The sequence below is a fragment of the Anabaena sp. CCY 0017 genome (genome assembly GCF_963920885.1).
In the GTDB taxonomy this organism is placed as follows: Bacteria; Cyanobacteriota; Cyanobacteriia; order Cyanobacteriales; family Nostocaceae; genus Nodularia.
Map to the genome: position 1 here is coordinate 1 of NZ_CAWUDG010000017.1, position 12571 is coordinate 12571.

11 protein-coding genes are annotated in these 12571 nt (G+C 40.8%); 8 read left to right on the forward strand and 3 right to left on the reverse strand.

Annotated elements, in window-relative coordinates:
* Positions 1 to 171 precede the first annotated feature (171 nt).
* Positions 172 to 1626 carry a RecQ family ATP-dependent DNA helicase gene (locus ACM0OW_RS18385; RefSeq protein ID WP_414551597.1) on the forward strand — a complete coding sequence of 485 codons (1455 nt, stop codon included), beginning with the start codon at positions 172 to 174 and terminating at the stop codon, positions 1624 to 1626.
* 775 nt (positions 1627 to 2401) lie between these two features.
* On the opposite strand, the gene ACM0OW_RS18390 is transcribed toward ACM0OW_RS18385, so the two are convergent.
* The 3 genes from ACM0OW_RS18390 to pheS all read right to left on the reverse strand — a co-directional run bounded on the left by ACM0OW_RS18390 (position 2402) and on the right by pheS (position 6302).
* Entirely contained in the window at positions 2402 to 3718 is a 1317-nt protein-coding gene (locus tag ACM0OW_RS18390; RefSeq protein WP_414551598.1) for a serine/threonine protein kinase, read from the reverse strand.
* A gap of 20 nt (positions 3719 to 3738) precedes the next feature.
* Positions 3739 to 5058, reverse strand: a complete 1320-nt coding sequence (locus tag ACM0OW_RS18395) for a serine/threonine protein kinase (RefSeq protein ID WP_414551599.1) — start codon at positions 5056 to 5058, stop codon at positions 3739 to 3741.
* 251 nt (positions 5059 to 5309) lie between these two features.
* A complete protein-coding gene (pheS, locus tag ACM0OW_RS18400; protein WP_414551600.1) occupies positions 5310 to 6302 on the reverse strand; it encodes a phenylalanine--tRNA ligase subunit alpha in 993 nt (330 codons plus the stop codon).
* Positions 6303 to 6505: 203 nt separating this feature from the next.
* Here pheS and surE point away from each other — a divergent pair, with 203 nt between their 5' ends.
* The 7 genes from surE (at position 6506) to ACM0OW_RS18435 (ending at position 12541) form a co-directional block, all read left to right on the forward strand.
* Entirely contained in the window at positions 6506 to 7303 is a 798-nt protein-coding gene (gene surE / locus ACM0OW_RS18405) for a 5'/3'-nucleotidase SurE (RefSeq protein WP_414551601.1), read from the forward strand.
* A 521-nt stretch (positions 7304 to 7824) separates the two neighbouring features.
* Positions 7825 to 8721: an MBL fold metallo-hydrolase gene (locus ACM0OW_RS18410; RefSeq protein WP_414551602.1), complete on the forward strand. Its 897-nt coding sequence runs from the start codon at positions 7825 to 7827 to the stop codon at positions 8719 to 8721.
* Positions 8722 to 9159: 438 nt separating this feature from the next.
* Positions 9160 to 10218, forward strand: a complete 1059-nt coding sequence (locus tag ACM0OW_RS18415; protein WP_414551603.1) for a bifunctional riboflavin kinase/FAD synthetase — start codon at positions 9160 to 9162, stop codon at positions 10216 to 10218.
* Between the two features lie 109 nt (positions 10219 to 10327).
* Complete coding sequence (locus ACM0OW_RS18420; protein ID WP_414551604.1) at positions 10328 to 11236, forward strand: AAA family ATPase; 909 nt, start codon at positions 10328 to 10330, stop codon at positions 11234 to 11236.
* Positions 11237 to 11297: 61 nt separating this feature from the next.
* Positions 11298 to 11555: a hypothetical protein gene (locus tag ACM0OW_RS18425; RefSeq protein WP_006196813.1), complete on the forward strand. Its 258-nt coding sequence runs from the start codon at positions 11298 to 11300 to the stop codon at positions 11553 to 11555.
* Positions 11545 to 11901, forward strand: coding sequence for a type II toxin-antitoxin system RelE/ParE family toxin (locus ACM0OW_RS18430; RefSeq protein ID WP_414551605.1), 357 nt, complete (start codon positions 11545 to 11547; stop codon positions 11899 to 11901). The genes ACM0OW_RS18425 and ACM0OW_RS18430 overlap by 11 nt, the downstream gene beginning before the upstream one ends.
* Positions 11902 to 11989: 88 nt before the next feature.
* On the forward strand, positions 11990 to 12541 hold the full coding sequence (locus ACM0OW_RS18435; protein ID WP_414551606.1) for a diheme cytochrome c: 552 nt from the start codon (positions 11990 to 11992) through the stop codon (positions 12539 to 12541).
* Positions 12542 to 12571 lie beyond the last annotated feature (30 nt).

Genomic DNA, 12571 nt, shown 5'->3' on the forward strand with positions numbered 1-12571 from the left:
GGGGGGATCGAAACGCTGTTAGGCAACTTGATAAGACTTGTGTGTACACGGTAGCGCTTGCGGGGAGGGGGTTGGGGGTGGGGTTCTTGTATCTTACTTAACTGATAACCGCTACAAGTATTCCAAAAGACTTGATATTATCAACCAATTAAGATAGCTATAGAAATACTCATGATTTACCCTGCAAAAACCTCTTGGCAATCAGTTCGCACTACTTTTAAACAAATTTGGGGTTACGATGATTTTCGTCCGCCACAGGGTGAAATCGTCAGCAGTTTATTGGACAAAAAAGACGCATTGATTATTATGCCTACAGGTGGCGGAAAATCAATTTGCTTTCAACTTCCCGCACTGCTACAAACAGGGTTAACTTTAGTAGTTTCGCCTTTAGTAGCACTAATGGAAAACCAAGTGCAGGAATTAGTTGAACGTCAACAAAAAGCAGCACTTTTGCATAGTGAATTGCCCTCATCCCAACGTCGTTCCATACTCCAAGCTTTAGAAAGACAACAACTTAGATTACTGTATTTATCCCCAGAGACTTTATTGAGTGCGCCAGTCTGGGAAAAATTGTGTAATCCCAACTTACAAATTAATGCTTTGATATTAGATGAAGCCCATTGTTTAGTACAGTGGGGAGATACATTCCGCCCAGCTTACCGGAGATTAGGCGCAGTCAGACCTGCATTACTGAAAACAAAACCACCGGGAACAAAAATCAGTATTGCTGCTTTTACAGCTACGGCTGACCCCGCAGCCCAAAAAACTATTGAAACAGTTTTACAATTACAACAACCAGAAATTTTTCGATTGAATCCTTACCGCCCAAATTTACATCCCACTGTTCGCATAGCTTGGACACCACGCAGTCGGAAACAGCAATTATTAAAGTTTATTCAAAATCGACCCAAACAATCAGGTTTAATTTATGTTCGGACTAGAAAAGATAGCGAAAATTTAGCTGCATGGTTAGCAGAGATGGGTTACAATACCGCTAGTTATCATGCAGGATTGGGTGCAAAAGAACGCCGTGCTGTAGAAGCTGAATGGTTAAGTGGTAAGATTCCTTTTGTAGTCTGTACTTGTGCTTTTGGGATGGGGATAAATAAATCAGATGTACGTTGGGTAATCCACTTTCAAGCCCCACACCTAATATCTGAATATGTGCAAGAAATTGGTCGCGCTGGACGAGATGGAAAACCAGCAGAAGCATTAACTTTAATTAGTGAACCTACCGGATTGTTAGATCCAGAGGATAAACAAAGACAAAACTTCTTTGATGAACAAATGCGATCGCAACAACGTACAGCGCAGCAATTGGTGAAAAAACTACCCAAGCAGGGAGAAGTGAATGCAGTCACCCGTAAATTTAGGGATGCTTCTACAGCTTTGGCTTTACTCCATAGCAATGGTCAATTAAATTGGGTTGACCCTTTTCATTACACGATTGAGTCAGGGGTGAAAAACCAGCCGATGACACAATCACAAGCTGCTAAACAAATGCAGCAATATTTGCATACTAAAAAATGTCGTTGGCAATTTTTATTAAATGCCTTTGGTTTTGACAAAGAAGCTGCCAACTGGCGTTGTGGACATTGTGATAATTGTCAGAAGAGTCATTCATGACTGTACGTTCGCTTATTTTTGAAGGGTGAAAAGAATTACAGCACATTTCATTTTGATGAGGTACACAAGGGAGGGCAAGATGCCCACACCACAAGAGTTTCACTATTGCTTTTGTACCTCATATACCTGCAACCTGCTGTAATATTTAATAATTATAAAAATGTGATTTTATGTGATAGATAATTTTGCTCATTCCAACTAGCCAACTGGCTGACAGAGCGGAAAGTATACTTCTGTTAACGTCTCAAAAAGGATGCTTTTATCGAATTATAATTAGAAGTTTAATACACAGTATCAACTCGACAAGTAAATGAGTTAAATAAACATAACAAAATTGTATAAATAACAAGTATAAAAATGTATGGTTCTATATTAAATAGGGCTTACGCATTGACAATAAATACCAAATATGTGTAACACTAAAAAACACATATTGCGTAGGGGTTTAGCAATGCTAAACCCCTACAACACGGGTATATTTACTATCAACATAATCATTTTTCAAAGCCGGAAATTGGCTATTTTGGTAACTGCATACCATGATGAATTTGTACAGTGCGTAAGTCCTATTAAAGTTAAGAGGGTGTTTGAAAAGTCTAATTTATTACTCGCCTTGGCGACTGTAAGTCGCGGCTACACAGACAAAACCCAGCGACCTGGGTTAAAAACTTTAATTTTGTGTTAGCCCACCTTTGCGGACTTTGCTTGTGTAGTAGCGTATCGCTAACGCGAAGCGTAGCCATATTATATTCGCCCAAAACTTTTAAAACATCCTCTAAGATTTTAACCAATCTTTTATTTCATTTATCAACCAATGACGTTCTACGGTTGCTAAAGGAGTAGTAGTAATTCTTTTATTTTTCATTAATTCAATAGTTACACCTATAGGTGCTGAAGCTGCTATTTTATGATCTTGATGAATCTCTTGAATAAACTTAGTTTTACCACTTTTTCGCCAATAAGAAAGTCCCAATAATTTCCATTTTACTTCAAAATTCTCTCGATTAAAATATAACTCTGTATGCCCAAAAAATGATAATAAGACAACTAAAATCCCCAAAATTAGCGATAAGGAAATAATAAATTGAAAATACCACAAATTATAAGTATTGATTGTAATATTTATAATTTGTGGTAAAAAAGCTACAAGAAAGCTAGCTAAATATACAAAACGTAATGTTTTACTTCCACGTCTCGGAATTTTAATTTTAAGATAGCTAGCTGTTTTTTGAAGCTGGATTTTACTACCTGCTGGTTTGTGCTTAGTAATAGCAGGACTTAAAGTATATTTATTCTCAAGAGCAGCAATTGCATCGCTTGCTGTGTTAATTCTATCTGCTATATTGGGTTCAGTCAGTTTACCAATCCAGTTAATCAATCCCAAATCAATACTAACGAGATTGGCAAATTCGATTCGGGAATTGCGATGTGGTAAATCAGCAGGACTAGTTCCTGTTATTAAATGAATTAATGTTGCACCTAGTGCATATAAATCAGATGCTGGTTCTGCACGCCCAGCAAATTGTTCCATTGCTACATAACCATACGTTCCTACTACAGTAAAAGTAGCACCTTCTGCCACTGCTTTATCTTGTACTGCACCAAAATCCACTAAATAAACCCGTTCATCGTTTCCCAAAATTAAATTACTCGGTTTAATATCACGATGTAATACAGATGGTTCTAATGAATGCAAGTAAACTAAAATACTTAATATTTCAATAGCAATTTTTTCGACTTGCGATTCGGAAAATCGCTGTCCTTGGTTGAGTAATTCTTGCAAAGAGATACCAGAAATATAACTTTGTACTAAAATAAACCAAGGAAATTGTGAGCCTGGTAAATTGTCAACAATAAAATAATCTTGATACTTGGGAATGTAGGGATGGTTGAGGGTTTTTAAAACTTGAGCTTCTCTTTCAAATAATTTATGTTCTTGCCATTGAATTTGGAGATTTAAAGTTAATAGTTTTAAAACTACTTGTTTGGACGATACTAATGATAGTGCTAACCAAGTTTGACGACTACTATTTTGCCCTATTTTTTTTTGTAATTGATAGCGGCTATCGATTACTTGTCCAGGTTCAAGCATTTTTTATTACCATTTAATTGTTAACCTTGAATTCCTAACCAATTCCTAATTTCCGAAGCAATATATTGGCTTTCTTCTTTTGTTAAACCTTTCTTTAACCGACCAAATGAATATTCATCAATACCGACAGATAAAATTATTTCACAAACTCTATTTCGACCTATACCCCCAGTTTTAGAAATATTAATTTTCTCAATCTTTAATACATTTCCACGCTTTCTCATGAAAGTCACACCAAATAATTTCCACTTGATTTCAAATTTTTTATTATTGAAACAAATATTATTTTCTACGAACCCAGGTAATGTCAACCAAGCGATGATTGAAGCTCCAAATATAAAAAATAGCCAGCCTAACCAAATAGCTGTACCACCGGACGTGAGAATAAAAAGTATCCATAGAAGTAATGCACTTCCTCCAAAGAATAATTCAATCATATTTTGATTCGTGGGAATATCGATCTCTAATTTATCTAATGATTTACGTATAAATACAGGAGTGTGGGGAAGCTCTTTGTTTGTATTATTTATTGCCAGTTCGTTTGTTTCAAGTGCTTTGAGTGCCTCTGCTGCTCTGCCAAAGCGAAATTCTAGATTAGGTTCGGTCATTTGCTGTAACCACCTCATAAAACCTGGGTTGAGTTTTGTAAGATGAGCAAACTGCATCCTTGAATCAAACTGTGGCAAATCTGCTGGTGGAATACCTGTGGCTAAATTTATCAAAGTCGCTCCCAATGCATAGATATCAGATGCAGGTGTCGCCCGTCCACCAAACTGCTCTAGTGGGGTATATCCATAAGTACCAACGACTGTAAATGTTGCACCTTCTGCTGCTGCACGGTCTTGAACAGCACCAAAGTCAACTAAGTAAACTTGATTTTTATTTTTGGAAGAGTCTAGTAGTAAGTTGCTGGGTTTGATATCGCGGTGCAAAACAGGGGGACTGAGTTTATGAAGATAAATTAGAATTTTTAAAACATCTCGAGCTATTTGCCTGACCTCAATTTCACTAAAAGTTTTTCCAGAAGCAAGCAAATCTTTGATGGATTTTGCATTTATATATTCTTGCACTAAAGTAAAATATGTAATTTCGCGCTCAAGAACAAAATCATCACAGTATTGAGGAATGCAAGGATGATCTAATTGTCGTAAAACTTTCGCTTCGCGCTCAAAAAGGCGCAAATTCTCCCTCTGTAATTGGTCGCTAGCCATCAGCAGTTTAACAACTACTTGCTCTTGATCTATCAAATCCCGTGCTAACCAGGTTTGACGAATCCCACTCTTACCCAGCACTCTTTGAAGTTGATACCGTTCTACTAATATTTCCTGCGCTTGTAACATCGTACTCCATTTGCTAAGGGGTGTATTATCCTATTGTTTTTTATATCTCTGATAGAAGAAAAGGTCACCTAAAGTCTTTTTCGGGTGACCTTTAAAATTTGTCATTACGAAAGAAGTAGAATTCTCCGGCAAGGTTTCAGAGTCCGTAGTTATTTTTCATTTAACCCCGACAGCATTTGAGTTCTCATTGACTTTGTAGTGAGATTAAATGTTCCCACTGGTTTTTTAACGGAGATATCTATTAACAGTTATTAAAACTGTTGCAAAAATCTTAAATCGCTAGCGTACAAGCGGCGGATATCATCGATTTGGTGTAACACCATTGCAAAACGTTCTACACCAAAACCAGCAGCAAACCCAGTGTAAACTTCTGGGTCATAACCTACAGACTTCATGACATTGGGATCAACCATTCCGCAACCCATTACTTCTAACCAGCGCCCATTCCACTGTAAATCTACTTCAGCAGAAGGTTCTGTAAAGGGGAAATAACTAGCACGGAAACGAATGGGTAAATCACCAAATATGGCTTGCAAAAACAGCTTGACAGTACCTTTGAGGTCTGTAAAAGTCAAACCTTCATCGATCGCTAAAAGTTCTATTTGATGGAAAACAGCCGAGTGAGTAGCATCAACATTATCTCGCCGATAAACTCGCCCTGGGGCTACAACCCGGATGGGTGGTTCCTCTTTTTCCATGTAACGAATTTGTACAGATGAGGTATGAGTCCGGAGAAGATTCCCATCTGGGAGATAGAAGGTATCCTGCATATCACGAGCGGGGTGATCAGGTGGGGTATTTAATGCTTCAAAATTATAATAATCTGTTTCCATCTCCGGCCCTTCAGCTACCGTGTAGCCCATGCCCACAAAAATATCCAGCGCCCGGTCAATAATACCATTGAGTGGATGAATCCGACCTTGGGGGCTGTAAATTCCCGGCATAGTCACATCCAAAGTTTCCGCCTCTAGCTGTGCTTGAATTTTGGCAGATTCTAAAGCGGTGCGTTGTTGGTCTAGACTATTTTGTATGGACTCTTTGACTGTATTGGCGATCGCACCAATTTTTGGTCTTTCCTCTGCACTCATTTGCCCCATACTTCGCAGTAACGCCCCCAGTTGCCCTTTTTTACCCAAATAGCTAATTCTGAGTTCTTCTAGACGTTCTAGGGTATCTGCGGCTGCGATCGCTTGTTCTCCTTCTTGCCGCAGTGCTAAAAGTTGAGCCTCTAAATTGGTAGTCATTATTTGTTAGTCATTGGTCATGAGTCATTGCTTATTAGTCTACGACTTTGGACTGGTCAAAACTCAACCTCTATTTACTAGTTTTCAGGTAATTTGGTGTGTGAGAGTGCTTTTTTAGCTCATACTGGAGATATGCAATATTGACAAATTACTCACAAAAAATCACAAATAACTCATGACCAACAAGAAATAACGATTGATCCATGAAATTACTCATTAGTAATGATGACGGAGTTTCAGCCTTGGGTATTCGTACCCTAGCTGACTGTTTGGCAGAAGCAGGTCATGATGTCACTGTAGTTTGCCCTGATCGGGAACGTTCAGCAACTGGACATGGACTCACCATGCACCAACCCATTCGCGCTGAAGTGATCGAATCAGTTTTTCATCCTGCTATCAATGCTTGGGCTTGTGATGGGACTCCCTCAGACTGCGTAAAATTGGCATTGTGGGCTTTGCTCGATTCTCCCCCTGATTTGGTGCTATCTGGCATTAATCAAGGCGCAAATTTGGGAACGGAAATCCTCTATTCCGGTACTGTTTCGGCGGCTATGGAAGGTATAATCGAAGGCATCCCCAGCATAGCCTTCAGTCTGAACAGCCACACATCCAAAGACTTTCTACCTGCGGCTAAGTTTGCCCGAATTCTAGTGGAAAAACTAGCGCTACAACCCCTACCAGAATTAATGTTGCTGAATGTCAACGTTCCGGCTGTTAATTGGGAACAAATTAACGGAGTGACTTTTACCCGTCAAGGAGTACGGCGCTACGTTGATGTTTTTGATAAGCGAGTTGATCCTCGTGGTAGAGTCTACTACTGGTTAACCGGAGAAGTTCTCGAAGAGGTGGAACCACCGTCAGGTTTAAATTTATCTGACAACGTACCGATTGATGTGGATATAGTCCGCAACAACTACATCAGCATTACTCCATTACAATATAATCTTACTTATGCCACAGGACTAGATAGCTTGTCTAAGTGGGAATTCCAGTTTCCGTGAATTTTTGGTGTGACTTAGAGTATGGGATTACACCAATTGCGCGACCATAACCTAAAAGTTGTCACAGCAAAAAAACTGCTTACCCATTGTCTATTCTCTAAACTCACCAAATAATTTTGGGCTTGTAGATGATATCCATGTGTTGAATGTAAACCCTGTTGCTGCAAAGCTTTAAGCTCTCAAAAATGTCTTAAGCGCCAAGGCGGTTGCTATACTATAAGTAAATTGGCGAACATAGTTAAATGCATTACAGCAAAATTTAAGCTATAAAGTAGGAACAGTCTTGATATTAAAGATACATACACAAAAATAAACACTGGGGTGACTGCTTTGTAATATATAGTCAAGGTTTACACAAGCAATATGATCGCGGCGGTTATAACCGCTTGAGTCGTTTCCCTCTCAGGTCTAAAGACACTGAGTTTTACACATACCAGCAAGTTTATGCTGTCTTCATAAACTGAATAAAACCAGTAACATTTGTATTATTGATCGCCCGCTCAATCCAGCAACCAACACTCATGTCCAGGATAGAGAACCAATTTACCGTAAAATTTTGGGGCGTTCGCGGGAGCATCCCTAGTCCAGGTCTACACACTGTTCGTTATGGTGGTAATACCCCTTGCGTCGAGATGCAAGTTGGCGGTAGACGCTTAATTTTTGATTGTGGGACAGGAATACACGTTTTAGGGCAATCTTTATTGTCCAAAATGCCGACAGAAGGTCATATCTTTTTCACCCACTCCCACTGGGATCATATTCAAGGATTTCCGTTTTTTGTCCCTGGGTTTGTCGAAGGAAATAAATTTCATATTTATGGCGCGATCGCTCCTGATGGTTCCACAATAGAACAGCGTCTCAATGACCAGATGCTGCACCCAAATTTTCCTGTACCCTTACAAATCATGCAGGCAAATCTGGAATTCCACGACGTTAAACCAGGACAACCATTACATATCAACGATATTACCGTAGAAACAGCACCGCTTAATCATCCCGGCGAGTCGGTGGGATACAGAGTTAACTGGCGTGGTGGTGCGGCTGTTTACTTAACTGACACTGAACATTATCCTAACAAGCTGGATGAAAATGTCCTGTGGCTATCACGGGATGCGGACATCTTAATTTATGATTCCACTTATACCGATGAGGAATACCATTCACCAAAATCACCGAAAATTGGCTGGGGACATTCTACTTGGCAAGAAGCGGTGAAAGTAGCCAAAGCCGCTAATGTCAAAAATCTGCTGATTTACCACCATGATCCTGCCCACAACGATGATTTTTTGGATCGTGTAGGCAAAGAAGCATCGGAGGCCTTTCCCAGTGCAATCATGGCACGAGAAGGAATGGTGCTTGAGGTTCCCACCTCCATGCCCTTATCAGAATCTTTTCCTGTGAGCAAGTTCTCTGCGTGAAGGTTGCAGTCGAAGCAATTCCAGATTTTAGATTAGATTGGTGATCAAGAGCTATTAGCGCGATCGCGTACCTTACGAGTACACAGCGTCCTAATAGAGGATAAGCTATGGGGTTTCTTAGCCAAACACAGACCCTTGTAAACCCCTTCTCTAGCGGCTAGACACTAGCCAAATGCACTCATTAGAGTCTACTACTTACAAAAGTAGGCTAAAGGGGCAGAGGTGAGGATTAAAGGAATTAAATTTTCTTTTACTTCTGAAGCTCTTGTTTGTGGAGCGATCTGGACTCAGCAACTAGCGTAGATATCACAAAATACCCTATTTGTCAAATATTATAGGGTATTTTTGGCTAATAGCGGCAAAGCTTGTCCTCTAGGCGGCTGAACGTCAGGTAGCTTGTAGCTGATGGCTAAATAAACCTAAAATCCCAGAATCCGGATGCTCAATTTGTCTAAAAATGGACGTTCTATGTGGGTTACTTCCTCAATGGAACAGATGCTCAAGCCAACTGCTGTGGCCCTTGGCAAATTTGATGGAGTACATCTTGGTCATCACAGAGTTATTCAACCAATTTTGTCCCCAATCAAGGATGAGCCAAGACGAGGAAATGGGGAGAACTTATCAAACTACTCTCCCGCCTCACCCGTTCCACCACCAGAACAGACATACTCGACAGTTGTCACCTTTGATCCTCATCCATTGGAATTTTTTACAGGTCAACCCAGGCCTTTATTAACACCACTGGATGAAAAAGTCCAACAATTGCGATCGCTAGGAGTAGAACAACTTGTACTGCTACCCTTTGACAAAGAATTATCTGCATTATCTCCCCAAGAGTTTGTCGAGCAGATTTTAGTCAAACAACTCCAATGTCGGCGAATTAGTGTTGGGCAAGATTTTTGTTTTGGCAAACAGCGACGTGGTACTGCCAAAGACTTGCAATTACTAGCCGCCAAACACCACATCCCCGTTACCATCGTTTCCTTACAAACTTATACAGACAAAGCTCCCACCCAGGAGGCTCCCATTAGCACTTCACTGATCCGTCACTACTTAGAAAGTGGTGACATTAAAAACGCCAACCTCCTACTGGGAAGACCTTACAGCCTGATTGGTACTGTGATCCCAGGGCAACAAATGGGGCGAACCATTGGTTTTCCTACCGCCAACCTGCAATTACCAAAGGAAAAATTTGTCCCCCGCCAAGGTGTTTATGCTGTCCGCGCTGCTATTTTGAATCAGACACCAGATGCAACTACTGCATATCAGAACTTGGGTGTGATGAACATCGGGAACCGTCCCACAGTCAATGGTAGTAACTTATCAGTGGAAGTGCATCTGTTCGATTGGTCAAGTGATTTATATGGCAAACAATTGGCTGTACAGCTAGTAGAATTTTTGCGTCCCGAACAGAAATTTCCTTCTCTAGAAGACCTAAAAACACAAATTAAGCTTGACTGTACTTTAGCTAGAGAACTTTTGAGCGCTGAATGCTGATTTTTCATCACTAAATGGGAATACTCTAGATTAGGGAATGGAGAATCTAGGATGTGTTATTCTCCATTCCCATTCTTTGCCCAATTACCAACCTTTTATTCTGTGGTGCATGAGAGAAAAAATTGACACCCTCACCAAAAATCTTGCTCGTACCATTGTGGGCAAAAACGAAGCCATCCGCTTAGTCTTAGTCGCCCTGTTAGGTGGTGGTCATGCACTGCTAGAAGATGTCCCTGGAGTGGGTAAAACGCTCCTTGCTAAATCCCTAGCCCGTTCACTGGATGGCAGGTTTCAACGGCTACAATGTACCCCCGACTTACTCCCAACTGACATTACTGGTACGAATATTTGGAACCCCAAAAGCGGCGAATTTACCTTTCTCCCAGGGCCAGTCTTTGCCAATATCCTCCTAGCCGACGAAATCAACCGCGCCACACCCCGCACCCAGTCGGCTTTACTGGAAGTAATGGAAGAGCATCAAGTCACAGTTGATGGTGTATCTCGTGTAGTTCCTCAGCCGTTCTTTGTCATCGCTACCCAGAACCCCATTGAATATCAAGGCACTTTTCCCTTACCAGAAGCCCAGATGGATCGGTTCATGTTGTCCTTAAGTTTGGGTTATCCTGGGGCTACAGAAGAACTAGAAATGCTACAAAACCTGCAACAAGGTCAGAGTTTTACTGATTTGCAGCCTTGCCTAACCTTGGCAGAAGTAGCCGAATTGCGTCAAGTCTGTTCACAGGTAAGAGTAGAAACTTCTCTGCAACAATACATTCTTGAATTAGTCCGCGCCACAAGACAAGATGAAGAAATTACCTTGGGTGTAAGTCCCCGTGGTACTGTGGCATTACAAAAAGCTACCCAAGCGCTGGCTTTTCTGTTAGGGCGTGATTATGCTATTCCCGATGATGTAAAATTTCTCGTCCCTCACGTCCTCTGTCATCGCCTCATTCCCAGGGGAGGACGCAATCCTAGAACTGTAGTTGAGCGATTATTAAGGTCAGTTCCGATTCCTTAATGTCCTTGTCCTGCTGAGATTTGGGCGTGTTAGGATCTTCTGCAAAACAAGTAGATAAAACATGAAAGCTATCGAAGTTACTGGCAAGATTGACGCTGAGGGCAATTTAGTTCTAGATCAGCCGATTCAGGGAACAACTTATCCTCATCAGGTGCGGGTAATTGTGTTAGTTCCAGAACAGGTAGAAATAGAAGCAGTTGACCCTGATGATACACCCGTTGAAGAAATTAAAGCCAGTTTGAAGAGAGCTTTACAACAAGCCAAAGCAGGACAACGCTTACCATTATCCCAGATGTGGGAGGGAATCGATGCCGAATGAACAGCCAATGGTATTAATCGATTTAACTCCTGAATATAAACAAAACTTACGTGACCTTTCCAAAAGATTTCGCAATATTCGTTCTGACTTACAAGGGATTATTGAACAATTACAACAAGGTAGTGTTCTGGGAGATAGAATTGGCGGTCTTGGTAAGGAATATGTTGTATATAAGGCGAGAGTTCGCAACAGTAATATCCAAAAAGGTAAAAGTGCTGGATACCGCTTAATTTATCAAGTTGAATCACCTACAAGTATTTTGCTACTAACAATTTATTCCAAGTCTGACCGAGAAGATATTGGTGTCAATGAAATTCGAGATATTGTGACTGAATTTTCTAGTTAAAACTAAATATGCTTGATTAATATATTAGGTCTGTATAATCTATGATTGGTTAAAAGTGCCACATCTAAGTATTTGGGGAATGTGAGGAATGTCAAATCTTGTTAAACGTAAATTCCGAAAACGTCAACTCAAACGCCGTCCCTTGGGCTTAATTGTGGTAATTTTAGCCTGGAGTCTGGCTATGGGCTGGCTGCTTTCCCTGGCCACTAGCGCTCACAGTGCTACTCCCACATCAGAAATTGGTACAGTTGACGTAATACCTGCACAGTATCAGTTAGGGAAACAGCTATATCTAGATAACTGCTCCACCTGTCACATAGCTATCCCCCCAGAAGTTTTACCTTCCCAAACCTGGAGAAATCTTTTACAAGACTCACAGCACTACGGCGCACAACTTACACCTTTAATCGACCCGCCCCGAATACTCGTTTGGAGGTATCTTTCTAATTTTTCTCGTATACAGCGACAAGACGAAGCCACACCCTATCGCGTTAATTCTTCACGTTATTTTAAGGCTTTGCATCCCCAAGTCGATTTACCCCGTCCTGTTGAACTCAGCAGTTGTGTGAGTTGTCATCCCAGCGCGAGGGATTTTAATTTTCGCCGCCTGACTGCGGAATGGGAAGACAAAGGCCAGTAGGGGCGGGTTAACAGATATGATTCAACATCA

Excerpts from the sequence above, each read along its gene's own strand:
- ACM0OW_RS18395 (WP_414551599.1), bottom strand. The coding sequence starts at position 5,058 with ATGTTACAAGCGCAGGAAATATTAGTAGAACGGTATCAACTTCAAAGA.
- pheS (WP_414551600.1), bottom strand. The coding sequence starts at position 6,302 with ATGACTACCAATTTAGAGGCTCAACTTTTAGCACTGCGGCAAGAAGGA.
- surE (WP_414551601.1), top strand. The coding sequence starts at position 6,506 with ATGAAATTACTCATTAGTAATGATGACGGAGTTTCAGCCTTGGGTATT.
- ACM0OW_RS18385 (WP_414551597.1), top strand. The coding sequence starts at position 172 with ATGATTTACCCTGCAAAAACCTCTTGGCAATCAGTTCGCACTACTTTT.
- ACM0OW_RS18435 (WP_414551606.1), top strand. The coding sequence starts at position 11,990 with ATGTCAAATCTTGTTAAACGTAAATTCCGAAAACGTCAACTCAAACGC.
- ACM0OW_RS18415 (WP_414551603.1), top strand. The coding sequence starts at position 9,160 with ATGCTCAATTTGTCTAAAAATGGACGTTCTATGTGGGTTACTTCCTCA.
- ACM0OW_RS18420 (WP_414551604.1), top strand. The coding sequence starts at position 10,328 with ATGAGAGAAAAAATTGACACCCTCACCAAAAATCTTGCTCGTACCATT.
- ACM0OW_RS18390 (WP_414551598.1), bottom strand. The coding sequence starts at position 3,718 with ATGCTTGAACCTGGACAAGTAATCGATAGCCGCTATCAATTACAAAAA.
- ACM0OW_RS18410 (WP_414551602.1), top strand. The coding sequence starts at position 7,825 with ATGTCCAGGATAGAGAACCAATTTACCGTAAAATTTTGGGGCGTTCGC.
- ACM0OW_RS18425 (WP_006196813.1), top strand. The coding sequence starts at position 11,298 with ATGAAAGCTATCGAAGTTACTGGCAAGATTGACGCTGAGGGCAATTTA.
- ACM0OW_RS18430 (WP_414551605.1), top strand. The coding sequence starts at position 11,545 with ATGCCGAATGAACAGCCAATGGTATTAATCGATTTAACTCCTGAATAT.